Consider the following 24,641-nt stretch of genomic DNA (forward strand, 5'->3'; position numbering starts at 1 on the left):
TTCATCTACTCTATCCGGTCCCTTTGACCGGGGCTTTCCTGTTTAGGGTCCTTCTGCCTGTTCGGGTTTAAAAGTCTTTTAATGATGTTTCATTCAGGCAGCGGAGTGATCTATAAGGTTAATATCTGGGCAACAATTTTTTAAATCAGCCTGCTTTTCAGAAAATGATCCTGAAAACAAAGTGACATTCAATACGATATTATTAAAACTTTCGAAATAATAAGGATTAAAATTAATTAATAAATAAACTTTATAGAGAGTTATTATTTTATTTATCCGATATCCGATTCAAAAATAACAGAATGTGAGGGAGACAAATCAGCGACAAAAACACAAAAAAAGAAGCCTCTGAAGTTCCAAAAAAAGGTTTAAGCACATTTTTAGGGAAGATTTCAGGAAAGGAGCAGCTCGAACTTGAGATAGAGAGTCTCAACTCACAGATTGTTAAACTGGAATTTGATTTGCAGAGTGCAAAAAACCAGCTTGAAAAGAAAGAGATTCTTGCAAGGCAGGCAGTTTCGGACAGGCAGGAAGCTGAGGCTCTTTTAAACCAGGAACGTATTCGCACCCGGACTATTTCTCACGAACTCGAAACAATCAGAGCTGAGTCCCAGAGTAAACTGAAATTTCGCGGAATTGAAACCCTGAGCCTGCAAGCTATTCAGGCTTACATCTCCAAGCTCAAGTCCTTCCATGCTCCTGCAGACGGCCTGCTGACAGCTTACCTGCCCTCAGGTACCCGACTCTCAGGTGTGATAAGTGAAAAAGTTCTTGAACGCGTGGAAGAGGAAAACCTTACCCTTCTTGACAGGCTTGAGACTGAGACCGGCCTTGTACTTTTTTATGATATTCACCGAATGATCTGCGAAGCTATAGCTCCTCCTTTTCCAGTTACTTCTTCCTCCTGGCAGCTTGGGGACAGTTTTGAGGTTTCTTTGCTTGAAGAGATCTTAAATAAGGACTACCGGATGCTTGTCCTTGTCCTGCACGCTGGCGAATCCTTCATAGGTTTTGCTCCCGATGCCCGGGTTTTCGATACTGAGGAGCTTATCCGCAGCAGCGTAAAAGAGAAGCACAGTAAAGGAGGCTTTAGCCAGCGCCGTTTCGAACGCCTCAGGGAAGAGGATATCGCACACCACATGGATAAGGTTATCGAGGCTCTTGATAGGGTTCTTGAAGAAAACAAGCTTATCGACTGCGTTATTCTAAGCGGAGATTTTCAGCTAATTGGGGAAATTCGAAAACGCCTTCCTTTCAATCTTGAGATAATTGAAAAGCCGTCTGACATCAGGGTCGAGAAATCAGGCGGTGAAGAGATTCTCAGGACGGTCTTGAGCTCCAGAAGATATCTGCTTTGAGAGGATATTTGCTGTGAGATTTCAAGAAAGATATGTTGTAAAGTTCCTATAAAACGCTAGAAAAAAGGAGACGAAACTTCATCTTTAGAAATTCTCTGTAATCAGGTTGTATCAAAACCATTTTGATTTCAGTCGAATACCCCGCCATACGTCTTCAGTTAAGTGAAAAATCATGATAAATTGCGTCAATTTCCATACATTTGTCAAATATTTTAATAAAAAAGGGTGGGTAAAAACTACTTTCATTTCTTTGTGCCTGTTATTCGAAGAATTTCATGCGTGGTTTGGTCAGATGTACACAGTTTTTCTAAGAAAACTGTATACATAGTCTCAGCCCTGATCATGCTCATTTCTGAGTCCTGATCATGCTTATGTCTGAGTCCTGATCATGCTCATTTCTGAGTTCTGATCATGCTCGTGTATTAGTTCTGACCGCACATATGTCTCAATCCTGATCATTCTCGAATACAAGCTCCCAGGAAAAGAAGCGATTCTCTGAGTATTTGACTTTCCTTTATCGCTATTCTTTTCCTGGACTATTCCTGACTGGAACCAGCTTGAAAATATCTCTTTTTCTAAACATGTCCCAAACAGGAAGCCGATGGATTAATAAAATTTTTCAATTTCGTGCTTTACGTCCTCAATAGAGAATTTTTGCCTGACGAGAGGCTCTTCCTGAATCGTCGGTATTCCTTCTTCAAGCGTCTCTCTTTCATTTATATAGAAAATGCCGTTAGGAATCCTATCTCCCCATTCCAGAGACCTTTCGAACGCTTTTAAGCGGTTATATGGGTCATATTCTTCTTCGAGTTTATACACCCTGTCCCGATACCACTTGAAAGTGTTTATCTTGTTAAAGGTAACACAGGGCTGAAGGATATCAAGAAGGGCAAAACCTTTGTGTGATATAGCAGCCTTCATGAGTTCTTTCAGATAAGCCTTATCTCCTGCAAAACCTCTGGCTACGAAACTGCAGTCCTGAGAAATTGCCAGAGCAAGTGGGTTCAATGGCTCTTCAAGGACACCATAAGGCTGGATTTTGGTGCGAGTTCCCTGAGCCGTGGTAGGAGAAGCCTGTCCTTTTGTCAGCCCGTAAATCTGGTTGTCGTGCACTAGCAGGGTAATATTCGGGTTACGGCGAATTGTGTGAAGGAAATGGTTTCCGCCTTCTCCATAACAGTCCCCATCCCCTGCAACTGCTATTACGTGCAAAGAGTGATTGGCAAGTTTTGCAGCCGTAGCTACGGGAAGGGTTCTTCCATGCAGCCCATTAAATGTGTGGCACTTAGTATAATGGGGTAGTTTTCCAGACTGTCCTATCCCCGAAACCATAAGCACTTCCCAGGGCTCAATGCCAAGCTCTACAAGTGCCTCTTCGACAGTCGAAAGGATATTGAAATTTCCGCACCCTGGACACCAGGCAGGAACCTGGCCCTTATAATCTTCAGATGTAGGCATGCAATTCCTCCTTCAGATTTTCGATTGTAAAAGGCCTCCCATCATACCTGAGAATCTGGTGGGAAAATTCAAACCCTGTTTCTGCTCTCATTAGTTTTGCAAACTGTCCGGTAGCACTGTTTTCTATACAGATGGTAAGATCAGCATTCTCAAGAAGTTCAATATAATCAAACTTATCCCGCTCCGGAAGAGGGTAGACCTGGCTAAAGTGCATCATCGCAACCTTGTGATCCTTAGAAATAGTATCTACCACCTCTTTTATCACACCATAAGTAGAACCACGCCCCACAAACACGATTTTTGGAGAAGAGTCGCCATAAAGAAGTGGCGGGTCAATCTCTTTCTTTATAAGAGGCAGTTTCTTCAACAACCTTTTCTGGACCATTTTGATCCGGGTCTCGGAATCTTCTATGATATGTCCTTCCTCGTCATGTTCATCGCTATCCGCTACAACGAGGTGTTTTCCGGCTTCTCCGGGGACTGCAAGAAGAGAAATTCCTGTACTGGAATATTTAAAACGTTTATAAACCTCAACACCTTCAAGGTCTTTTTCTCTCAGCCGATAATCATTGTAAATTATATTATCAAGGTCGAATTTTTCATAAGTCCATTCGGTATCCACAAGATACTGGTCTGACTGGATGAACACAGGGATCTGGTACTTTTCCGCAAGCTCGAAGGCCCTGTTAGTGAGGTAAAAAGCCTGTTTTGGGTCTCCAGGCTCAAAAATCACCCTTGGAAACTCTCCATGCGCTGCATAAAGGACAAAAAGCAAGTCTGCCTGTTCCGTGCGTGTAGGTAAGCCGGTTGCAGGCCCAGGACGCTGCATTTCTGCAATAACAATAGGAGTTTCGGTCATACCTGCAAGAGAAAGGCCTTCTACCATCAGGGCAAATCCTCCACCCGACGTTCCGGTCATTGCCCTTACGCCTGCAAAAGAGGCTCCTATAGCCATATTAATAGCTGAAATCTCGTCTTCAACCTGTTCAACGACCAGGTTGTACTCTTCTGCTCTGGAAGCCATATAGTTTAGAATCCCTGTTGAAGGCGTCATAGGGTAACCGGAATAAAACTTACAGCCCGACATAAGGGCGCCCATTCCAATTGCATTAACCCCGTCAATAAGCATGAGTTTTCTGTTTTCAGGTTCACGGATTTCGGGAGCTTCGCAACGGAGACAATTTTTACGAGCATAATTATACCCAGCTTCTGCGCAGGCTATATTTCCCTGGATTACTTCCTCCCCTTTTTTCTCGAAAGCTTTTCTTAGAACATTCCTGAGGGTTTCAAGCCCAATATCAAGAATCCCAAGCGCTGCTCCGGTAGCTACAGTATTTGCCATCACGCTTTTTTTTCCTACATCAAGGGCTATTTTTTTGAACGGGATATCTATGAACTCGGGTTCTTCAAATTTCTTTTTGGTAATTTCGGAATCATAAAGAATAAATCCTTCATCCCGTACGCTTTTTCTATGAATTTCTATAGTGTCCAGGTCAAGAGCCAGGAGGATATCAACCATATCTCTTGAGGCAGAGATCTCCTTTTCAGAAAAGCGAATTTGATAATAATTGTGCCCACCACGTACCCTGGACATATAGTCCTGGTGAGTAAATACATGAAATCCTGTTTTGGAAAAGACCTGTGCAAGAGCTCCACCTATGGTCTGCAGCCCCTGTCCGGCCTCTCCTCCTACTCGAAGTGTGTACTCCAAATATTTTACCCCCAAATATTTTTTATTTTTTAATTTTGGTTCGATTGTTCGAATAAGTTCAAGTCACTAATACGAACTCTAATACAAAACTTGTTTGAGCAGTTTCGTAATGATTGCAGCAAAACAGAGATTCTTTATCAACTTCCTTTTTTATGTTGTTATTAACCCTGTTTAACCGCCTTCTCTTTTCAGCTCCCTGAATAATAGTTATTATTCAGTATTAAATATTCTTGTAACTTGACTATTTTCGAAAAGAATACGCCTTTAAGGTAGTATCAAAATTGACAGAAGGCTATAGATATAATCAAGGTGGACGGTTGATTCCCTGACCGGTTAGGAAGGCATAATGGCTATGTTCTTACAAAATCTGTCTGGATACTATGATCTTATAGACCTATTGTAAATTTTCAACATGCATTACTGACTTTTCGGATAGCTCTTTGATTGAAAATTGGGAGGACTTAGAACTATTAGGACTTAGAACTATTAGGACTTAGAACTATTAGGACTTAGAACTATTAGGACTTAGAACTATTAGGACTTAGAACTATTAGATCTCTCATAGAGGACGAGTTTTAATTAGACAAAAAACGTGTAATACGGAGAATTTAAACCAATATACAATGATCTCCGTAAAAAGATACTGCTCTCTGGCTGTATTTTTGATAGGGATCGTTATAGCTTCTTTATTAATGATAAAAAGGGATTAAAACGCTTGGCTGAGAGTTAAGAAAAAAAGCACCATATTCTGTGCTTTTATGTTCTTTTCTTTGCCACTAAATTTTAATTCCATATTTATGATTTTTTGCACCAGAACCTACAAAACAGCAAAGAGCCAATAACTTTGATATGGTTATCTCCATATAATATCCGCTTTTTTTCTACCGGGTATTTTTCTATGTTTATATTTTGGGTATCCAAAAAGCATTGGAAATTGCAAAACAAATCCTGCAGGAATACCAAGAGCCTCTTTTAATGGCTGATATTCTACTGCTGCTCTATGCAGTAGTCCTACCCAACAAGTTCCAAGACCAAAAGAAGGAGCAATAAGATCAAAGGTTGTCAGGGCTATAATGCTGTCAGTGTATCCAGAGGCATTTTCTGAATAAGCATAGACAAGTCCCGGAGAATTTCTACAAATGGGATCAAAGCCTGCATCAGCGAGAGCAACAAGAATAGGAAAATAACGCTTAAGAGGATGATCTGCGCCTTTTTCTGCCATCATTCTCATCCAATCAATAGTAAGATCTGCAAACTTTTTAATCTCCGATGCATCAGTTACAACAAGCCACTTAACAGGTTGTCCATTCATGCCAGATGGAGCAAAGCGGACGGCTTCAAAAATATCTCTGATTTTCTCTTTTTCAACGGGCTTATTTTTGAAAATCCTTATCGAGCGTCTGCTTTGAATATATTTCTTAAGTTGTTCAGGGTTAATCTGCTCAATGCTGGCATTATCATCTTCAGGAGGAAATGACTGATAATTTGCCATAATTGCATTCGCAGGACAAACAGCTTCACAGTGCCCACAACGAGTGCAAAATGCCTCATATTCGGTGGGTAAGGACGGAGCACCTTTTTCTCCAGGCATGATTATATTTACAGGACAAATCATAGAACAAATTCCACAAGCTGTACACTTTTCCACATCAAACGAAATAAGGCTCATTTGCTTACCTCTTTTTACAAAAATACTCTTTATTTAACTCTTTTTTCTGTTAGGTTGCAATTTCGGCACGTTTAAATATCAACTGCAATAGATCGCGACAAAGGAAACTTATCAAGTCCTGACAAAGCAACAGAAACTCCTGCGTCAGCAGAACTGCCACACAAAGCGCCCTCCCCTGCGGGTTACGCGCCCCGCTGAGGTCTCTGCAAAATGTGAACTGAAAAACAGGGCATTCCGGTCTGCAAGATAATCCAGCGCCCACCGTCGTGAAGCACAGGCTTGCAGTGCATCTTCACAGTACACCGAGTTCCACTCAGGGCGGTATACCTGGATGGGATGGTGCATGACATCCCCACCAAAAAGAACTTCTTTTCCGCCGGAAGTAAGGCAGACTGCCATCTGGCCAATGCTGTGCCCAGGTACCGGATATAAGGAGATTCCCTCAAGAAACTCCGTCCCATCCGGTTCAATGATTTCGGCCTGCCCTGCCTGGATCACCGGCAAGATGCTGTCTTCGTATACTATGAATTTGACGCGGTTATTCACCGGGTAGTTTTCCGGGTCGGAATAATGCATCTGTTCGGCCTTTGAGAAGACATACGTTGCATTAGGGAAGGTCGGTTCCCATGCACCATCAACAAGCTGTGTGTTCCATCCAACGTGATCCACATGAAGGTGTGTTAAGATAACATAATCCACCATTTCCGGAGTCACACCTGCGGCTTTGAGCCGTTCCAGGTAGGGGGATTTCAACCTGTTTAACCGGGGCATCCAGATACGTTCCTTGTCGTTTCCCGCTCCTGTGTCAATAAGAATCGTATGTTGCTTTGTCCGCAGCACCCACGTATGGATACTCTGGAAGACATGCGTACGGGTCCTGTCCATGTTTCCGGGAACCAGCCATTTTTCATGCTCCTGAATGAATGAAGGGTCCCACTGGGGATACAGATATTCAGGAGTGTTTGAATCGAGAATAAGTTCGGATACGCGGGTAACTGTGGCCTCACCCATGCGATATACGCGATTTGTGTCCATGATGCTTCTACCTTTTTGCCCGTCTTTTCCTGTCCGGGCCGCTTCAATGCAGGTAAAAGACCGTAAGTGCTGTAGTATTAAAAAATGAGCAGTTTGCAAAATCGTATATACTATTATAAATGATACTATTGCTTATGCAAAAATCTCCTCCTGTAGGAAAATGTCCGATCCAGATTTCGCTCTCAGTCATTGGCGGAAAGTGGAAGCCAATAATCCTCTGGTTTCTCAAAGACGGACCGGTCCGGTTCTCCGGGATCCAGAAGAAAATCCCCGGGATCACCCAGATGATGCTGACAAAACAGCTCCGCGAGCTTGTTGCCGATGGGATGATCGAAAGGACTGTCTATCCCGAGGTCCCGCCACGAGTCGAATATAGTATCACTGATGACGGCCGCTCGGTCTTTCCTGTTCTTATAGCGTTAAACGAGTGGGGAAACGAGTACCAGAAGAGAAAATACGGAAGCTGGAACCAGAAGTGTGCGGAAACTTTTCGCGATAATATTAAATAGTAAGATTAGGTCATGTCAAGTTGTCGGGAGTTAGATCAAGTCTATATCGAAGATATCTCCCTCATCTCGGAAGACTTGAAACCGTTTTTGGTATTCTAATAAAAGGCCGAAAAAGGCCGCTCGATGACAATAAAAATCCGAAGCATTTCACCGCGTAAGTAACCCTGGCCTGAAAGAGACCACCTGACTATTGAGATAAAATCGACATACTTATAATATTTTTGCAATAATGGAAGTTTAATAAGTGTAATTCTTATTTTATCTTTTTATTTATATAAAGAAAATGTTCTTTTCGAGCAGAATTTTCCACAAATGCCTGTATGTTTGTTTTCTCGATTGTTCTATAGTATATGAGAATAAACTTGTTTCCTCCTATGAACTCCATGGTAAATGCAAAAAGCTTAAGAAACAAAGAAGCAAGACTGAATGTACTATATTAAGAAACGATTTATCCATAGCTGATTTTTAGGTCTACTTAGTTTAGTTTCATATGTAGTACCGACTCAAATTCCATTAGACGATTACTTCATACCAGAAATACTTATTATAAAAGAGACAAAATACTGAAAATCTCTGCATAGAATGATACCCGTAGAATGATAACATATGATAGAAGACAATGTAAAAGAACTTTTAAAAATGATACCATCTGATGTAACACTTGTCGCCGCAGTAAAATACGCGTCAAAAATACAAATAGACGAAGCCATAAAAGTAGGTGTTACAGACATCGGCTTCAATCATTATCAACAGATGAAAGATCTGGCCCCATCTCTTCCACCTGAGATCAAAACCCACTTCATCGGCACACTTCAGTTAAACAAGGCAAAAAAAGTAGTAAACCTGAATCCCTATGTGATAGAAAGTGTTGATTCGTACGAACTTGCAGAAAAGATAAACAACGCCGCAAAAGAAAAAAAAAGGGTCCAGAAAATCCTCATACAGGTGAAGACAGACGAAAAAAAACACACCGGATTAGATCCCGGTGACCTCTTAAAACTTATAGACCAAATCTCAACCCTCGAATACTTAAGTTTTGAAGGCCTGATGACAATCCCTCCAAAAAACGAAGACCCCGAAGATTCAAGAAAATACTTCAAAGAATTAAAAGACCTGAAAGACAAAGCAGAGAAGCACTTAAAAAAACATCTTCAGTATATCTCAATGGGAATGACAGACGATTATCAAATAGCAATAGAAGAAGGTGCAAGCATCGTCCGCGTAGGTAGAAAAATTTTCGATGTATTACGATAACGTAGAATCATTCTCATTTTCTACAAAATTTTGGTACGTGAAGTTATTAAACAGGTTATGGATACAGTGCTCCATCCTATTTTAAAAGATGCAGCTTCGAAAGAGCGTTATAATACAAGCTAATGATAGTAAGTGCTCTAAGAGATTGACCGTAGTTTCTCTCAGCGAATTCTCAGTATTTCAAACATTCTGATTTTTATTAAGAACCATATACCCCATTGGAGTCAATTCGAACCACCCCAAAGTATCCAAATCTGCAGGTTCACCAGGTAAATTATGATCCACCGTTTTATATTTATACTCGATAAGACCCAAGTCAAAAACTGATTGAAATTGATGGTCAGTGTAGCCTCTTTCATACAAGTCCTCAAATAAACCATCAAAACAATCATCTGGACAAGCTTGTGATGAAAGAAAAGAAAGTAAATCAGTTATTTGTGATTCTTCAGCAAAAATGCCATGTTTTATCAATCCTTTAACTCCACCAATATCCGTAAAGCTAATAGGTGAAGCTCCTATGAGATCTAATAGTTCACTAGCTAACACCATAATCCGTATACAAATTATTTTATTAATTTTACTACCATCGTGAGCTGCGTAATTTCTATAATACCTAAATGCACCTGTAAATAATTCTAGTGCATCTTCTTGGAGGTCCTCCGCTAAAGGAATTATTAACTTTATATTCTTTCCAGATCTGAAAAGTGTCTTGACTAAATTTGTACCAAACAATTTTTTGCCAGTCCCAGATTTCTCTTTAAGTGCAAGTTCTACTTGTTTCATCGATTCTAATGCAGCATCGGGAAAATGACCATCTTTGTAAAGAGACATACATTTATTAATAATTCTTTGATGAAGTATAGTATCTAATTCAAACTCTACCATCATTACTCACCTACCATTGAATATATTAACAAGAGCCATAGGTTGTAAAACAAAATTTGTGTGCTTTGAAAAATACGAAATTCCAAAAATAAGTTCAATAATAATCTCCATAAAAAGATAGCTGTACAGCAACTGCCATGCTAATTCCATCAAGTCTATAAGATAACCAATCTACAACATATGACAGATTTGTAACATTAAGAAACTGTTGTTCTTTATCATCTACCAGAAATGGCTTTTGTTTCTTAAAGTTATCAGGGTAACGAAATGCTTGTGATGTTGTATCTCGTGCAACTTCTTTAATAAAATGATCTATTGCTTCATAGTCCTTTTTAGTGTCTTCACTTAAATCTGCGTATTCTTCCCAGCCTTCAATTTCTTTTAAGATTATTTTACATTTCTCCCATAAAGAAACTATGTTATGGCTTGTGGATAAATCTTGTTTCTGATGTGTTGGACTTATAAAGAACTCTCCACAACGTATGATTCGTTTCAAACGCAATTCAAGATAATGGTAAAATAAATAAAAGATAGGGTAACCAAATGTATCTTCCGTGAATTCGTTTCTTTTTGCAATTTCAATTAGTTTTTTAACTGCTGCTAAATATCCATCTGCATATGCTTCCCAAGGATCTGCTATTCTTCCATCATTATACACATATCCACAGATTTCTTGATCTCTAGCTGGTTCGTATAAGTCTAAAGAACAATCCGGTCTTTTTGGAGGATTAAAATCAAAATCAATATCAAAATTAGGTTCTAAACTTTCAATATAGTCTATAATAGCTTCAAGATTTGAAGCGCAGAGTTTGAGGATTTCTTCACGATTCATAACAGTAAAAAGGAATAATTTTGGGATAAAAAAGTTACCTTTTTACTCTTAAATTGTTTCGATGACGAAAAAAGATGTTTTTTAAGCGTAGAGATTCCGCAGGACCTTGCTGATTCTTAAGGAGTTGCCAAATTTCTTTTTTAAATTCATCTAAAAACTTCCCTCCACGCCCGCATGCTCAAGAAGTGAGCAGATATCGGGCGGTATTTAAGACTTTTGGGTAATATATCGCTTTCAGTTCACTAATAAACTTTTAAACTCTCATCTTTCTAGAATATTTTATCGAAATTTAAGCTATAAATTCATTAATTGCATAGGCATTATTGGAAATCAGTACACTATCTAAATAATAAAACGTATGTATTTTTTTGAAAAATGGATAAATACCTGCTGCTTAGGGTGCAATTAAAATTTAAAACCCCAACGTTCCAAGAATAAACTTTCGTATATTAAAATATCTGTAATATTAGATTTTTATAAAGTGATATTTGTAGTTTTACATAAATTTCATTACACTAACAAAATGTACCACAACTAATAATCATTATTCAAGCTAGATTTTTTTATAAATATTTCCGATGAAATTTTATCACTCGCATTTCTCCAGTCCTCATCAAAATACGCATTAAAATGCTTGTGAAAGAGTTTTGATGTCTTCTCATCATATTTAATCTTATGATTACCATGCTTGGGTATTGCCATCAACGTTTGTGGGCATTCATAGACAGTAATTGTATCATCAGGATTCTTACTAAAACGTATTTTATAAATGTTATCGAGACTCCCAATTTTAGTTGTTTTATTAATAATATTAATAGTATCTAGAAAATCATCATATGATAAAGGAAGGATCACTATGAATTTGAGTTGACTGGTTTTTATTGTTTCTATTACCTCCTTTTGTCCATTATTGAATTTAATTTTCAATGGTATATTGTTATATTTTCTATCCCATATATGTTGGACGATTTTATCGAAAAAATTATAAAAATATCCAGTTTCAAGAACTTCAGCCATCGACTTTTCATATTCTTTGTAATAACTATAAATTTGACTTAAAAAAAGAAATATTAAGACAATGGTACCAACAGCTACTAATTTTGTCTTTGATAGATTTATTAAAAATTCAATTATACTGCAAATACCAACTGTAGATGGTAAAATTACTATCAAAAAATGGTATGGGCTGGCAAACTTAATTATTGATTCAATGGTTAGCCAACGGCTTATATCATTATCCATTATATCACAACTTAACTATTATCAAATAATTCTATAGGACTTACGAAGTTGAACTTAATAATCAATTGAGTTAAACCTTAAACTATCTAAAAACCTGTTTGAGTTGCAATATCTATTGTTCTTGATTTTGTATCTCCAGTAATTAAGTCCTATTTAATTTTTCCCAAAACTATACTTATAGGCCTAATCATAGTTAGAAAATTCCTTAGCTACCGTTAAATTGATAGAACCTTGGAGAAAGCTACACTATGGGAAATTGAGTGCGATAGACATAGCTGATGATAGCTGTACTCATTGACACATTAAGGTTTGGGACTCCATTTTGCGAAACAGCGGCTTCACGCAAAGGATCAATGGGCGAAAAAGAGCGTGGTTTTGGAAAGAAGCCCGGTGGCAAAGGAATATAGAGGCATGCATCCGCATTTTCAATTAAATTTTTGGGAAGACCATCGTACTCGTTGCCAAAAAGAATAATATCATCTTCCTTAAAAATAAAGTCTTGTAAAGGCACTGCAGTCTTATTAAGGCACGTCGCGATAATGCGACTGCGATGTTTTTGCTTGAAAATATCAAAACTTTCTGCATATTCGAGAGGAGCTCGATTGATCGCTCCACATGAAAAATCCGAAATCCATCTAACCTTATTTTCATCCTTCATTATATTGCGCTTATCATAGATGGCTACAGGGATTTGGAACTGCTCTCCAACCCTCAGAATCATTCCAATATTAATTGGCGACTGGATATCATATAGAAACAACATATTAGCCTCTTAGCTTTTTCGGCAGAGTAATATCGGAATTTATATCATAATCTTTTCCTTGTCTATGCTCTATTAAGTCCTCGATACCTATTTTATTTCACCGGTAATCATCATCAACATCTTCTCGTCATCAATTGGATTCATTACCTTAAATTTTTTCCGTGCCTCTTCATACTCTTTTAGTTTTTTCGATGCTATTTTATCTTTTTCGGGGTTTATGGTTTTTTCAATATTTTGAGGGAACCAGTATATAGTAAAGCCTGGACCTCCTTCTTTTGCAGTTTCATACCAAGGATGAATATTGTAAAGGAGATCCTCGTATGAATCATCATTTTTCATTTCAATTATTATGCAACTAAAGTAAAGTTCTTCGCTACTCCCTAGAATATTGGGAGTTTTCGTTGTAATTTCGTTAAACATATCTACTACTCTATTTGAAAAACCGAGAGCTTCCCATTGTTCCCCAAAAATAATAATGACAAATTCATCTCCTCCTGGGAAGACTCTGTATATTTTGTTATCTTTTGGAATTTTATACATTTTTTCATTTCTACGCATTCTGTCGTAAATTGTTCGCCCAATAATTTTTATTAAGTCATTACCTTTTTTGAAACCATATACTTTATTAATTTTTCTGAAATTCTGTAAGTCTATAAAAATACATTGCTTTTTTTTGTCTGTTTTAAAATATTTAGCAGCGATGTCATTTTCAAGAGCTACACTGTTGGGAATACCTGTGATGATATCGGTCTCTCGAAGTATATCGGCTTCTTCCAAAGCTTTACGTAAAACAGCATTTTCGTTTTCCAAATCTTTAATTAAAACAGCATTTTCTGTTATTATTTTTGTAAGTGTATCATGATCATATTTCCATGAACTATTCATGATATAGTAAACAACAACATTAGAAATTAATAATATAAGAACCACCAGGGGCCAGTTCGAAAGACCTCCTTTAAAAACAATATTATAAAGGTCATCCAAACTTACAGACGTCCCAATTATTGCTACTAATATAGATGATATTGTGGCTACCAAAATTTTAAATATTTTGCTATTATCTATTGGTTTTATAATTACCATAATAAACAACTAAATTAAGGTATTAGATTTTAATAGAAATATAAAGAATTTGTAATGCATATCTAACAGGTGCTAAGTTCTTTAATGTTCAGATAAAAAAATCTTTTGCATTTTTACTATTATTAAATATAACATTTTATCTTAAAATGTTGAGGTATTTGGAGCATAAAATGAACGTCATATCATCAAGTCGTCAAATATCCTAGGAAAACGCAAGAGCTCAGAATTTAAAAATTCAAGGTAGACGTTTTAGACATATATCAGATTAGTATTGAATTTTTACCTATCTCCTGAATGCTGATATATACAAGTCTATAGGTGTTAATCACTACTGTTGCTATTTCTTTTTTTGTCAGTACCTAGTGTCTTGGCAATTTAATTATTGTGCATAATTTTAGTGGCTTCTCATCAGTATATAACGATTTTGGACTCATTAGATCACCAATAACTAAATTTTCATGACACTAGCGGCATTTAAAGCTTTTTGGCTATATCATAACAGAGCAAGATTGAGAAGAAGGGGGAAAAGACATAGATAAGATGGGAGAGTAAGTCAACAGAACTCTTTTTCTCACTAAAAAGACACAAATAAACTAAATTTTGAAAGGAGGGAAGGCAAGCCTTCCCTTCCGCTCCGGCTTAACTTCCCTTTTTACTAATTTAGGCAATCAATCTATAACAAATCTAGAAAGGATTAAGAAAAATGCTCTTTTTGCTACCCTGCCCGCAGGGAAAGACCGGACAAAGAAKCCAGCTYTAGGAAAACCTATRGAGATATACCTAAAGTTTCATCCAGTCTTTACACGCAAAGARCAAGACCAGCCTACCCACATGCACYGCCCAAGCCATGCGACAGGTCTTAGACCCTTAGCAYCCGCACCTAATACCAACTGCCCACAGATACCACCGCGAGCCATATGTAGGTGTTAGGAAACCCTTATACTCATCATTGAGACACTACCTGCCAGCCCAAGCCATACGTTCTCAATCTCTAGAACCCCGAATTTGTACCTTAGATCATGTATAACAGCCCTATCGTGACAGGGCATAGTTAGTATCAAGCAATGTACTCAAGGAAAGTAACATTGAGTTCAGAAATAAAGTGGTCACTTACTTCCAAAGTTCATTCAAATTCGGCTCTTCGCCGTTCTCTATGGACAAAATGAAGAGAAATTGAATGCAAAAATACACCTGTGAGAGAGGCAGGAATTGTGGACTCAATATGGACTTTAAGAGGACTACTGACATTCAGGTGTTTTAAAACGTCAATCAAATAAAGACAAGTACTCAATAATATAGTCTAGTCAGAAAATCAGTAGACAAGAAGCAAGATAAATGTGTTTTTATCATTTGGAAGTCAGTCTGATAGAAACTATTGACTATAGAGACGTTCCAGAATATTCAGGGTTGATGTACTAGATTTCCAGAAAGATGTTTATATTTTCAGATGAAGATATAATTATACTACTTTTTGTTCAGGAGGGGTAAAATATGACTGATTTTAAGAAAAACTTGGAAAAAGAAAAGATTTCTGACGAAAATACCTCTATCAAAGCTAAAGACAAAGATCCAGAGGAAGAAATTAAAAAGGGAACAGGAAAAGAAATAGAAATAGAAACAAAAAATCACAGAATTCTATTTGAAAGGTACGAACAGCGCCTGAAAGATCTGGATCCGGAGCTTATAACCCCTGAAGATGAGATTGCTTTAAAGGAAGCTTTTATACATGCAAAGGAGATTTTTGAGCCAGAGGAGCTGGTAAGCTGGTTCACAGTTAAAGCCGAGCCTTTTTACAGGTCCGTATCATGGAAAGTGCTCCTTCCCCTCTATGAAGAACTGCTTGGTATTGTGGAAAAAAATACTGGACCCGAAAGTCCGGAAACTGCTTCTGTACTGAATGGGCTTGCAGGAATCTACCGATATATGGAGAATTATGAAGAAGCCCTCAAGTTTTTTTTAAAGGCCTTAAAAATTCGTGAAAATCTCCCAGATCAGCCCAGACCTGAAACCGGAAATACGCTCAGTGAGCTTGGAATTCTTTATACTCTTATGAATCGGCGTGAAGAAGCTCTTTCTTTCTATACCCGGGCACTGGAGATCCAGAAAAAATTCCTGAACCCTAGAAATCTTGGTGCTGTCAGGACCCTGAACAGGACGGCTTTTTTTTATAAGGGGCTGGAAAAACCCGAGAGGGCTGAAGAATGCTTCATGCAGGCTCTCGAACTTCTTGAAAAGCTTCAGGAGCAGGAAACGGACAACCGTGTGGTTATGGGATACAGAGCCGGGACCCTGAATAACATGGGTGTTCTGCTCTCGGAAATGGGCAAACTTGACGAAGCTGAAGACAGGTATGGGCAGGCTTTAAAGCTTCAGGAAAAGGTTTACGGTCCTGAACACCCGCAAGTGGCCCAGACTTTGAACAACCTTGCCCTGCTTTATTTCCAGACCACAAGGTATGAGAAAGCCATGATCCTCTATACACAGTCCCTCGAAATTATGGAAAAACTCGGGAAAACCGAGCATACTGGCTTTGCTACAACCCTGAACAACCTGGCAGGCGTATACGTCCAGAAAGGCCGAAACGAAAAAGCCCTGGAACTCTATACCAGAGCACTCGAAATCCGGGAACGTGTCCTTGGCCCTGACGACCCTGACGTTGCCAAGACTCTAAACAACATGGGCGAACTCTACAGGATCCTCGGACAGCACAAAAAAGCCCTTCCTCTCTACACCCGCGCCCTCAAGATCTACGAAACGACCCTGGGCCCGACACATCCAGATGTCGGCACAACCCTGAACAATCTCGCAGGCCTCCACGAAAGCATGGGTGAATACGAAACCGCAATCAATATCTACGAAAAAGCCCTCGATATAATCGAAAAAGAATACGGACCTGAACATCCTTATTTCAAAATCACACGGAATAATTTAATTGGCCTGTATGAGAAAATGGAGAGAAGCTGGCGGAAATAAGAAAACTTAATCATTTTATCTCGATTTGTAAGCTTCAATTTTTTAGACACGGAATTTCTTAAGGCTTCGTAAGTAACTGGCTTAAAATTAACTATGTAAATTATCCATAAAGTTAATATTTAATTGGTGACCTTGACCTTGAAACTCAAGGTGTGCAATCAAAATTTATATATAATCTATTCTGTGACACCTTCTGAAAAGGAGGAAATTGCCTGTTTTTGATAGTTGTTAATATGCAAATAACAGTTAATGAGATCCTATACTAAATAATTTTATTAAGCTGAGCTACCAGGCTGTCCGACAATTACTGATAGTAATGCAAAATTTCTTCTTTTTTAATTTAAACTTTGCTTTCAAAGATGAGTGATTTTCCATTATCTTGTGGCTGTTGTATCCTGAAATAATTCTGCAGATTCAAAACCCTTTAAAAGTTTAATACCYAATACAACAGCAGGCGACGCAAAGAGTTAAACGTTGARTAAGTAMAATTCCATTTTGGTATTGTGGACTAATCATGTAAAATGAAACAAGTTCGAAATTGGAGTAAAATAGTGGGTCAACTGTATATGATATATGATTAAAATAAAAAATATTAAAAAAGCGAAATTATTTTGGGATGAAACAGTAAAACAGAATTATCTTTAGGCAATGAAAATCTTTGAATTTATATTTTTGTCATTCCTTAGCATTACAGCAGTTAAAAACACCTTCAAATTTGGGAGTAATTCATAGACGTTCTTTTGATCACCGGTTTAGTTACTGGAGGACATGACCTCAAGTGCGTAAAGAATGTATATTATTAATGAACTATTAATATTAATGGGAAAACTCATGGGGGTAATCGAGAAAGGAAACTTACATACTTAAGCCTGGAATGGAGAACTGACAGGCGAAAAGAATGTAATGCTTCTCAGTACGTTTAAAATTAATAAAATACAATAAGTGAATAATACATTAGGAGCTGAAGTATATGGGAATAAATGAAGAACTGTACGTTGCAAAGAAAATGAATTTTGTACCAGCAACTAGAATAAAAGGAGCTAAGGTCTTAACTATTAACGATGAAGAACTTGGAAAGATTGAAGAAGTCATGATTGATTCTGAAAGGGGAAGAATAGCATACGTAGTACTTGCTTGTGATTGTTTTATTGGTATGTCCTGTAAATTATTTGCCATTCCTTGGGAAGCTCTTAAAGCAAGTCGAGGTGATTATATCCTTAGAGTTGAGAAAGGAGCATTCAAAACGGCAGAAGATCTGGGTGACAACGTGTGGTCTTTAGCTCATAATGATTTGACTAGCATATATGAGAAGTATAATGTTCCTCCTTACTGGAAAGTTTAAAAGCTCATTTTCGAGTAATGAGATGAAAATTGTTGTTTCCAATCCGATTTTCTTACAGAAGAATACAGGAAAGACTAGAGGTTCTCGAAAACCTTACTATTTTTGAGAATATGCCCTCTTCTATTGAATAATTTATTTCAGACAAATACCCCGTTGCCTTGCTGCGGGGTATTCGAACGAAAAAAATGAAAAACAAGTTACTTTTTTTAGGTGCAGATTCACACAGAAATCCTGAAAAGAGGGTCCTGAAGAACATCTTCTTTTATGTTACATCGAACCATCTTTGCCGTAAATTAGGAAAGATACCTGCGAGAATTGCGTATTATCAACAATACTATCACAATAAATCCGGTTGTAAGCACAACGGCTACAATACGATGCTGCGAAAAATGGTTAAAGAGGGATGTGAGTGCAAGTCCAATAAGAGTAACTGCAATTACATAGTAATTTTTTTGCCTTGAGATATCGAGATATAATCTCAAATTATTATTTACCAATTCATTATATTCCCTATATACTATCATGTTACCTCTTCTTACTAGCTTTCTGTGATGAAATATTGCCAGCACATTAATAATTGAGATTAAAAAAGACATAAATAAGCACAAGAAAGAAAAAAAGACATGATAAGAATGAAGAGCTTCACCGATATTAATGGTTAATCTGCTGATAAAAAAAGTAAGAGCCGTAATAGTGAAACCAAATGTTGTAATTGTCAGGGTTATCAGCGAATAAAATCTATCCAGAACTTTGCTTTGTTCATCGAATAGATCTTTTTCGATGTTTCTTTGCATGGTTTGAATTTCATTCTCTACTTTTTTATCCCCTAAGGTTTCACCGTCTACCATATCATGTCCCCACTCTCAATTTTTTGTCTCCTTTAGCTTGATTCGGTTAATACATCCTGAAAAGAGAATTCTGAAAGAGCATTTATCAAACAATGCGTCCTTCAATGCTGTTCATTTTCTGTTCGGTAAATCCTTTTGAAATCATATTTATAAATATTTATACATTTGTATTAATAAAAGTGGAGTTCCATGTAAGATTCTAATTCATAGAGACGAATTTTTGAAGTAATTATTGATAGGTAAATAAGAAGATGCATACTGAAAACAATAATATCCATGATTACCTTAAAAACGATGTCATAGACTATGATCATAAGCTAATTGTTTACAAATGCCTTGAATTAAAAGAAGGTACCGACGACAAATCAGCTTAATTACAGCTAAATTACAGCTTAATTAAGAAGTTTTATGAGTTTATTCGGGATGAAATTCATCATTCCAGAGACATAAGGGAAATGAGAGTCACTTGTAAGGCATTAGAGATTCTGGAATCCGGTCATGGAATATGTTCTAAAGCTCATCTATTTGGAGCCATGCTGAGATATTTTGTGATACCAGCTGGATATGGATGGGAATTATCTATTTAAAACTCTACTATCACAAGTGACACCGAAGCTCGCTTGATTATCAGGAATCCAGGATTTCAGAGAAGCTTTAATCAGGGTTTAGAGCTTTTGAACTGAGATTCCAAATAATATTGTATACATCACTCAGAATTGGAAAAAGAAAAGAGCACAACTGGCTAATGTAAACATTTAAACATCAGCCAGTTAGGATTTTTTTTATTTAGATTCAACTTTCAATATGCTTATACGTTTTTACTTCCAGTACCAGTAGCCAGGAATCCAGTATTTTTCAGAGGTATACCATAGAGATTTGTGTTTGCTATCCTTGTTGTGCTTTACTTTTTTATATCCCCAATGACCTTTCATAAAGTATTTTTTTTTGCCATTATGGTTATCGTACTTGTTCTTACTATCGTACTTGTCCTTACTATCGTACTTGTTCTTAGCATCGTACTTTTGCTTACCATCGTAATTGTTCTTAACATTGTTCTGAGTCGCACTTACTGCTGCAACTGTCACTGATAGCACAAAACAGAGTGCCAGCAAAATACCCAGTATTTTTCTCATTTTCATCATTTACCTACCCCAAAATATTTACTGTCCTTGTAGCCTTAGTTTGTAGCCTTAGTTTATTTATCTAAATTATCTCGCTGACTATTCGCAGCTTGACAATTCCGATATACGCCGGTTAAAATATAAACATACTTATAAATAAAAAAATATAAAAGTAAGCTAATTTATAAAATGAGTATTTTAAAAGGATTAATTGAAAAAAGACAAGTTATAAAAAGTATTTATAAGAAGATAATGAGTTAAACCAGTTATTTACTAAAATAAAGGTTTTAAAAAGTTTATTTTACCTGCGCCCATAAATAAGACATTAAGTCACGATACTACTCTTTTAAAGTTGTATATTTTAAAAAGAAAACTCATTCTAAGCCAATTCTATTTCTAAGTCCATAATATTTCAGAATTGTTCTTATGAGCAGAAACTCGATTGAGGATTCAAAATATGAAATCCAGAAGATCAATTGGAGTTTCGGAATCAGTTCACAGGCAATTTTAGAAAAGTCGTTTTCTATGTCATACTTAAATTTCATATAGAAGGGCCTTTTAGTACTTATTGACAGGCGAGTAAAAATGTATACTGAAAGCGATAATCTTCAGGATTACCTTAAAAAGAGTGAAGTCATAGACTTTGATAACAGGCTGATCGTTGATAAATGCCTCGAACTACAGAAAGGCACCGGCGACGAAATCAGCCTGATCAAGAAGGTTTATGAATTTGTTCGGGATGAGATTCATCACACCGGCGATATCGGAGAAATGAGCGTTACCTGCAAGGCATCAGAAGTTCTGGAAGCCGGCCATGGGATATGTTGTGCCAAAGCCCATCTGTTTGCAGCCATGTTGAGATATTTCGGGGTTCCGGCCGGGTTCTGTTATCAGAAACTATCTTCAAGTCGTGACATAAACATAAAATTCCTGCATGGCTTAAACGCGGTATATTTAAAAGATCTGGATAAATGGATAAGATTGGATGCAAGAGGCAACAAGCCAGGCCGTGATGCTCAGTTTTCCATATACGAAGAAAAGATTTCAAAGAAGGTAAATAAAGGACTTGGGGAAGAAGACAGTCCGGTAATCTTCGCAGATCCCAATCCTACTGTTATTGAAATATTAAAGACAAGTAAAGATATGAAAGAATTATGGGATCAATGGGATCTTGGGTTGAAAGACCTGTTTAGAACTTAAAAATTGATCAAGCGAGCCTGAGAAGAGCTTTGAGGAGCCTTAAGGAGCCTTAAGATAAATTCAGGAAAGCTATAGGGGATCTTCAGGGGATCTTCAGAGGAGCTTCAGGGGATCTTCAGAGGAGTTTCAGAGGAGTTTCAGAGGAGTTTCAGAGGAGCTTCAGAATAATCTTAGAGATATTCAAGGAAAACTCATAGGGTTCAGGGAAGGCAGTGAAAGTAGAGTTTTTTAAATCCAGCCCTTTGATTCGAGAAACTCAAGGGCTTCTACGGCTCCGTCCCCATATGAGGCTTCTGTTACATAATCCGCAGCTTCCTTTATTATTTCATCCCCGTTTCCGACAGCAATCCCGAAACCTGAAACTTCAAACATTTCTAAGTCGTTTTCTGAATCTCCTATAGCTACGAAATCTTTGGATTTCAGGTCCATCATGCCTGCAAGCTTCTGAAGGCCGATCCCTTTGTTGATTTTCGTGCTCTTGAGATGGATGGCATATTTAGTATCAACCATCTCGATGTCCAGATCCAAGGTTTTGAGAAGGTATCGGGCTTTTTCGAGATTAAAGTCTCTCCTGAGAGCGATCTCGGTTTTTCGGTATAAAGGGTCAAGTTTGGTGAGCTTGAAATAGTTGGAAAGAACAGAATAGGCTTTTTCGCATTCCTCAAGGCTTTCCTCAAAAGTGCCCTGCAAATCAAAGCGGGAAGTAATAGCCCCTCCGTTTTCTGCGATTACCGCTCCATTCAGGCCGATAAGCCTTGAAGCTGTCCTTGCATAACACAGAGTATTTCCTGTGGCAAGCACGACAGGAATTTTAAGAGAACGGATCTTTTTCATGGCTCCCAGATGAAGTTCCCTTTTCTCGCAGGTGATTGTACCGTCTATATCGGCTACAATAGCTTTGAATTTCATAAAAAAGATTGGGTATGGGTAGATAAAATGTTTCCCTACCCGGCTTTGAATATGTTTATCGGTAATGTATTTACCATTAAACATTTACCGTTAAATTTACAGTTAAAATTGTTTGTATCGTATGATTCACACGTTCACTGGTCTGTGAGTCCTGCTGTAGTAACTGCGATAACAGCTTCTCCTTCGGGCAGGTTGGGAGAGTCAACCAGACGTATGATCCTTTTGTCTCCTTTGGATTTCCGCAGGTAGAGTCTGAAAGTTGCTGTGTGCCCGACTACGTGGCCTCCTACAGGTCTTGTGGGGTCACCGAAGAAAGCATCGGGTTTTGCCATAACCTGATTTGTTACAACCACACAGGCGTTGAATAAATCCCCGAAGCGGAGCAAGCCGTGCATGTGCTTGTTGAGTTTTTGCTGCCGGTCGGCCAGGGTTCCCCTTCCCACATATTCAGCCCTGAAGTGAGCCATAAGCGAGTCAACAATCAGCAGGCGAACGGGTTTTCCCATATCCCGAAGCTCGTTTGCCAGGTCTGTTGCAGATTCAACAAGAAGGATCTGGTGATTGGAATTGTATGCTCTTGCGACATGGATATTCTGGAGGAACTCTTCTGGGTCAAGTTCCATGCCGTATTTCTCGGAAAGCCCTTTTACCATCTGGGCGACCCTTTCAGGTCTGAAAGTGTTTTCAGTGTCTATGATGATAACCGAACCGTTAAGCCCTCCATGTTCCCTGTCCATCTGGACATTGACTGCAAGCTGGTGGGCCAGCTGGGTCTTTCCTGAACCGAATTCTCCGTACAGTTCGGTAATTGCCTGGGTTTCTATGCCCCCACCCATCATTTCGTCAAATTCAGTACAACCGGTAGTCAACTTGCCTACCATTTTCCGCCTTTCAAGCACGATGTCTCCGGTCTCAAAACCTCCGATATCAGCAGCTTGCCTTGCGGCATTGATGATTTTTGCAGCCGTTGATTCCCCGATTTCGGCTGTAGTTGCAAGTTCAGAAGGAGAGGCAACAGCCACTGCTTCAATGGTATTAAATCCAGCTTCTTTGAGTTTTTCTGCGGTTGCAGGGCCAACTCCGGGCAACTCTTCGAGTGCTATTTGGCTCATTTACAAATTCTCCTAAGATGCACATGTTTGTATAAGGTGCATAACAGTTGCTCCACAATGGTTTTGCAGGTATAAATAATTAGAGGAAGCGAGGTGAAAGTGTTCTACAACGCCTCTAAAATGCGGTTATATTACTGGAAAACCAGGTAAATGGAGGAAAAAAAAGGTTTTTTCTGGCAGTCATATTTAAGAAAGTAGAAGAAAACAGAGGAAAATGAAAATGAAAGAGTAAGAAGGAAAAGAGAAAAATGAGTGAAAATTTCCTAAAAGCCGAAAAAAAACCAAAAATTCTTTTTACTTGGTAGATTATCACCCATCATGCCAAAGGTCGCAGTCGGCGGTACGTTTCAGTATTTTCATGACGGTCACGCCAAACTGATTGAAAAAGCATTTGAGATAGCAAAGGATGGAAAAGTCCACATAGGGCTTACCTCGGACGAGATGCTAAGTAAAAGTCACAGCGTCGATAACTATGAGAAAAGGAGAACCTGGCTGCTGCAATACATAAAAAAAATGGGAATCCCAGATGACAGATATGAAATTACAAAGCTGAATAACCCCTACGGCCCTGCTTTAGAAGAGGATTTCGATTATATAATTGTCTCTCCTGAGACTTATCCGGTCGCCCTTAAAATGAATCGTATCAGGGAAGAAAAAGGAAAGAAGCTCCTTAAAATCGAATATGTTGAGTATGTAATGGCTGAAGATGGAATCCCTATTTCCTCGACAAGGATTGCAAAAGGGGAGATTGACAGGCACGGCAGATTGAAACAGAACACTAAGAATTGAACACTAAGAATTGAACACTAAGAATTGAACACTAAGAATTGAACACTAAGAATTGAACACTAAGAATTGAACACTAAGAATTGAACACTAAGAATTGAACACTAAGAATTGAACACTAAGTAGTTTCACTAACACTATACAATTAGACTTTGTTATAATTATATTAAAGTAATTATATATCAGGATAGAGCCATAAAGCAATAATATGCCCAGAGAATTTACACAGAAGGACATTGAGATTTTTAACAAGCTTGCACCTGAAGCCAAAGGAAACTTAACTTCCAGGGAAGCAGGGCACCAGTTTCCCTTTATCCTGCGCCCGGTATCACACAAGTTTGCCGAGTCTTCTGAAGATTTCAGGAAAAGGCTGGAGAGGCTGAACCCTGAGGAACTTGATTATCTTGTAGAGCTTGCCCTTGAAGGAAAGGAGGATGTTCAATCCCTGGACGAAGATCTTGAAGAGCTGGTTGCAGTAGTTTCCGAAAAGCTGTCTCCTGAGAAGGCAAAGCAGCTAAAAGACTTTGTGGGTATTTTCTAAAAGGATAGTT

The 24,641-nt window shown here is 38.2% G+C and carries 22 protein-coding genes and 1 pseudogene; 10 read left to right on the forward strand and 13 right to left on the reverse strand.

The window, feature by feature from the left end; all coding sequences use genetic code 11:
* Positions 1-461: 461 nt before the first annotated feature.
* Positions 462-1,358: a Vms1/Ankzf1 family peptidyl-tRNA hydrolase gene (locus FXW07_RS08555; RefSeq protein ID WP_229395074.1), complete on the forward strand. Its 897-nt coding sequence runs from the start codon at positions 462-464 to the stop codon at positions 1,356-1,358.
* Positions 1,359-1,964: 606 nt separating this feature from the next.
* Here the strand turns inward: FXW07_RS08555 and FXW07_RS08560 are convergent.
* Both FXW07_RS08560 and FXW07_RS08565 read right to left on the reverse strand, forming a co-directional pair.
* Complete coding sequence (locus FXW07_RS08560) at positions 1,965-2,816, reverse strand: 2-oxoacid:ferredoxin oxidoreductase subunit beta (RefSeq protein WP_229395075.1); 852 nt, start codon at positions 2,814-2,816, stop codon at positions 1,965-1,967.
* A complete protein-coding gene (locus FXW07_RS08565; RefSeq protein WP_229395076.1) occupies positions 2,803-4,527 on the reverse strand; it encodes a 2-oxoacid:acceptor oxidoreductase subunit alpha in 1,725 nt (574 codons plus the stop codon). Before FXW07_RS08565 ends, FXW07_RS08560 begins: the two co-directional genes overlap by 14 nt.
* 578 nt (positions 4,528-5,105) lie before the next feature.
* On the opposite strand from FXW07_RS08565, the pseudogene FXW07_RS08570 reads away from it, so the two are divergent.
* Positions 5,106-5,257 (forward strand): annotated as a pseudogene (locus tag FXW07_RS08570) (IS5/IS1182 family transposase); the annotation flags it as partial.
* Between the two features lie 123 nt (positions 5,258-5,380).
* Here the strand turns inward: FXW07_RS08570 and FXW07_RS08575 are convergent.
* Entirely contained in the window at positions 5,381-6,196 is an 816-nt protein-coding gene (locus FXW07_RS08575; RefSeq protein ID WP_229395077.1) for a nitroreductase family protein, read from the reverse strand.
* 144 nt (positions 6,197-6,340) lie between these two features.
* The gene (locus FXW07_RS08580; RefSeq protein WP_229395078.1) at positions 6,341-7,231 is read right to left on the reverse strand and encodes an MBL fold metallo-hydrolase; all 891 of its coding nucleotides are present in this window, start codon (positions 7,229-7,231) and stop codon (positions 6,341-6,343) included.
* Positions 7,232-7,365: 134 nt separating this feature from the next.
* Between FXW07_RS08580 and FXW07_RS08585 the strand changes: the two genes are divergently transcribed.
* Both FXW07_RS08585 and FXW07_RS08590 read left to right on the forward strand, forming a co-directional pair.
* The gene (locus FXW07_RS08585) at positions 7,366-7,740 is read left to right on the forward strand and encodes a helix-turn-helix domain-containing protein (RefSeq protein WP_229395079.1); all 375 of its coding nucleotides are present in this window, start codon (positions 7,366-7,368) and stop codon (positions 7,738-7,740) included.
* A 606-nt stretch (positions 7,741-8,346) separates the two neighbouring features.
* Positions 8,347-8,994: a YggS family pyridoxal phosphate-dependent enzyme gene (locus FXW07_RS08590; protein ID WP_229395080.1), complete on the forward strand. Its 648-nt coding sequence runs from the start codon at positions 8,347-8,349 to the stop codon at positions 8,992-8,994.
* Positions 8,995-9,174: 180 nt separating this feature from the next.
* Here the strand turns inward: FXW07_RS08590 and FXW07_RS08595 are convergent, their stop codons facing one another.
* The 5 genes from FXW07_RS08595 to FXW07_RS08615 form a co-directional block, all read right to left on the reverse strand.
* Positions 9,175-9,879 carry a TIGR02391 family protein gene (locus tag FXW07_RS08595; RefSeq protein ID WP_229395081.1) on the reverse strand — a complete coding sequence of 235 codons (705 nt, stop codon included), beginning with the start codon at positions 9,877-9,879 and terminating at the stop codon, positions 9,175-9,177.
* Positions 9,880-9,973: 94 nt separating this feature from the next.
* Positions 9,974-10,711 (reverse strand): hypothetical protein, encoded by a 738-nt coding sequence (locus FXW07_RS08600; RefSeq protein WP_229395082.1) that lies wholly within the window; start codon positions 10,709-10,711, stop codon positions 9,974-9,976.
* A 534-nt stretch (positions 10,712-11,245) separates the two neighbouring features.
* Complete coding sequence (locus FXW07_RS08605) at positions 11,246-11,953, reverse strand: STING domain-containing protein (RefSeq protein WP_229395083.1); 708 nt, start codon at positions 11,951-11,953, stop codon at positions 11,246-11,248.
* Positions 11,954-12,194: 241 nt separating this feature from the next.
* Positions 12,195-12,716, reverse strand: a complete 522-nt coding sequence (locus tag FXW07_RS08610; RefSeq protein ID WP_229395084.1) for a TrmH family RNA methyltransferase — start codon at positions 12,714-12,716, stop codon at positions 12,195-12,197.
* A gap of 87 nt (positions 12,717-12,803) precedes the next feature.
* Positions 12,804-13,799, reverse strand: coding sequence for a GGDEF domain-containing protein (locus FXW07_RS08615; protein ID WP_229395085.1), 996 nt, complete (start codon positions 13,797-13,799; stop codon positions 12,804-12,806).
* A 1,491-nt stretch (positions 13,800-15,290) separates the two neighbouring features.
* On the opposite strand from FXW07_RS08615, the gene FXW07_RS08620 reads away from it, so the two are divergent.
* Positions 15,291-16,772: a tetratricopeptide repeat protein gene (locus FXW07_RS08620; RefSeq protein WP_229395086.1), complete on the forward strand. Its 1,482-nt coding sequence runs from the start codon at positions 15,291-15,293 to the stop codon at positions 16,770-16,772.
* A gap of 970 nt (positions 16,773-17,742) precedes the next feature.
* Entirely contained in the window at positions 17,743-18,114 is a 372-nt protein-coding gene (locus FXW07_RS08625; RefSeq protein WP_229395087.1) for a PRC-barrel domain-containing protein, read from the forward strand.
* 293 nt (positions 18,115-18,407) lie between these two features.
* Here FXW07_RS08625 and FXW07_RS08630 read toward each other — a convergent pair whose 3' ends face one another.
* Complete coding sequence (locus FXW07_RS08630; protein WP_048155130.1) at positions 18,408-18,962, reverse strand: hypothetical protein; 555 nt, start codon at positions 18,960-18,962, stop codon at positions 18,408-18,410.
* A gap of 251 nt (positions 18,963-19,213) precedes the next feature.
* Between FXW07_RS08630 and FXW07_RS19285 the strand changes: the two genes are divergently transcribed.
* Complete coding sequence (locus tag FXW07_RS19285; protein ID WP_255678994.1) at positions 19,214-19,336, forward strand: hypothetical protein; 123 nt, start codon at positions 19,214-19,216, stop codon at positions 19,334-19,336.
* 444 nt (positions 19,337-19,780) lie between these two features.
* On the opposite strand, the gene FXW07_RS08640 is transcribed toward FXW07_RS19285, so the two are convergent.
* Entirely contained in the window at positions 19,781-20,104 is a 324-nt protein-coding gene (locus tag FXW07_RS08640) for a hypothetical protein (protein WP_229395089.1), read from the reverse strand.
* A gap of 564 nt (positions 20,105-20,668) precedes the next feature.
* Here FXW07_RS08640 and FXW07_RS08645 point away from each other — a divergent pair.
* Positions 20,669-21,283 (forward strand): transglutaminase family protein, encoded by a 615-nt coding sequence (locus FXW07_RS08645; protein WP_229395090.1) that lies wholly within the window; start codon positions 20,669-20,671, stop codon positions 21,281-21,283.
* Between the two features lie 228 nt (positions 21,284-21,511).
* Here the strand turns inward: FXW07_RS08645 and FXW07_RS08650 are convergent, their stop codons facing one another.
* Both FXW07_RS08650 and radA read right to left on the reverse strand, forming a co-directional pair.
* A complete protein-coding gene (locus FXW07_RS08650; RefSeq protein ID WP_229395091.1) occupies positions 21,512-22,192 on the reverse strand; it encodes a phosphoglycolate phosphatase in 681 nt (226 codons plus the stop codon).
* Positions 22,193-22,326: 134 nt separating this feature from the next.
* Entirely contained in the window at positions 22,327-23,304 is a 978-nt protein-coding gene (gene radA, locus FXW07_RS08655; RefSeq protein ID WP_048120207.1) for a DNA repair and recombination protein RadA, read from the reverse strand.
* A 318-nt stretch (positions 23,305-23,622) separates the two neighbouring features.
* Here radA and FXW07_RS08660 point away from each other — a divergent pair, with 318 nt between their 5' ends.
* A complete protein-coding gene (locus tag FXW07_RS08660; protein WP_229395092.1) occupies positions 23,623-24,093 on the forward strand; it encodes a phosphopantetheine adenylyltransferase in 471 nt (156 codons plus the stop codon).
* A gap of 205 nt (positions 24,094-24,298) precedes the next feature.
* Entirely contained in the window at positions 24,299-24,631 is a 333-nt protein-coding gene (locus FXW07_RS08665) for a hypothetical protein (RefSeq protein ID WP_229395093.1), read from the forward strand.
* The last annotated feature ends 10 nt before the right edge of the window (positions 24,632-24,641 follow it).

This window comes from Methanosarcina sp. DH1, assembly GCF_020804205.1.
Lineage (GTDB): Archaea > Halobacteriota > Methanosarcinia > Methanosarcinales > Methanosarcinaceae > Methanosarcina > Methanosarcina vacuolata.

What these genes read in the sequence shown, in the direction of transcription:
- FXW07_RS08620 (WP_229395086.1), top strand. Translation starts at nt 15,291, where the DNA reads ATGACTGATTTTAAGAAAAACTTGGAAAAAGAAAAGATTTCTGACGAA.
- FXW07_RS08630 (WP_048155130.1), bottom strand. Translation starts at nt 18,962, where the DNA reads ATGGTAGACGGTGAAACCTTAGGGGATAAAAAAGTAGAGAATGAAATT.
- FXW07_RS08665 (WP_229395093.1), top strand. Translation starts at nt 24,299, where the DNA reads ATGCCCAGAGAATTTACACAGAAGGACATTGAGATTTTTAACAAGCTT.
- FXW07_RS08660 (WP_229395092.1), top strand. Translation starts at nt 23,623, where the DNA reads ATGCCAAAGGTCGCAGTCGGCGGTACGTTTCAGTATTTTCATGACGGT.
- FXW07_RS08625 (WP_229395087.1), top strand. Translation starts at nt 17,743, where the DNA reads ATGGGAATAAATGAAGAACTGTACGTTGCAAAGAAAATGAATTTTGTA.
- FXW07_RS08585 (WP_229395079.1), top strand. Translation starts at nt 7,366, where the DNA reads ATGCAAAAATCTCCTCCTGTAGGAAAATGTCCGATCCAGATTTCGCTC.
- FXW07_RS08640 (WP_229395089.1), bottom strand. Translation starts at nt 20,104, where the DNA reads ATGATGAAAATGAGAAAAATACTGGGTATTTTGCTGGCACTCTGTTTT.
- FXW07_RS08580 (WP_229395078.1), bottom strand. Translation starts at nt 7,231, where the DNA reads ATGGACACAAATCGCGTATATCGCATGGGTGAGGCCACAGTTACCCGC.
- FXW07_RS08610 (WP_229395084.1), bottom strand. Translation starts at nt 12,716, where the DNA reads ATGTTGTTTCTATATGATATCCAGTCGCCAATTAATATTGGAATGATT.
- FXW07_RS08650 (WP_229395091.1), bottom strand. Translation starts at nt 22,192, where the DNA reads ATGAAATTCAAAGCTATTGTAGCCGATATAGACGGTACAATCACCTGC.
- FXW07_RS08615 (WP_229395085.1), bottom strand. Translation starts at nt 13,799, where the DNA reads ATGGTAATTATAAAACCAATAGATAATAGCAAAATATTTAAAATTTTG.
- FXW07_RS08595 (WP_229395081.1), bottom strand. Translation starts at nt 9,879, where the DNA reads ATGGTAGAGTTTGAATTAGATACTATACTTCATCAAAGAATTATTAAT.
- FXW07_RS19285 (WP_255678994.1), top strand. Translation starts at nt 19,214, where the DNA reads ATGCATACTGAAAACAATAATATCCATGATTACCTTAAAAACGATGTC.
- FXW07_RS08645 (WP_229395090.1), top strand. Translation starts at nt 20,669, where the DNA reads ATGTATACTGAAAGCGATAATCTTCAGGATTACCTTAAAAAGAGTGAA.
- FXW07_RS08605 (WP_229395083.1), bottom strand. Translation starts at nt 11,953, where the DNA reads ATGGATAATGATATAAGCCGTTGGCTAACCATTGAATCAATAATTAAG.
- FXW07_RS08575 (WP_229395077.1), bottom strand. Translation starts at nt 6,196, where the DNA reads ATGAGCCTTATTTCGTTTGATGTGGAAAAGTGTACAGCTTGTGGAATT.
- FXW07_RS08590 (WP_229395080.1), top strand. Translation starts at nt 8,347, where the DNA reads ATGATAGAAGACAATGTAAAAGAACTTTTAAAAATGATACCATCTGAT.
- FXW07_RS08600 (WP_229395082.1), bottom strand. Translation starts at nt 10,711, where the DNA reads ATGAATCGTGAAGAAATCCTCAAACTCTGCGCTTCAAATCTTGAAGCT.
- radA (WP_048120207.1), bottom strand. Translation starts at nt 23,304, where the DNA reads ATGAGCCAAATAGCACTCGAAGAGTTGCCCGGAGTTGGCCCTGCAACC.
- FXW07_RS08560 (WP_229395075.1), bottom strand. Translation starts at nt 2,816, where the DNA reads ATGCCTACATCTGAAGATTATAAGGGCCAGGTTCCTGCCTGGTGTCCA.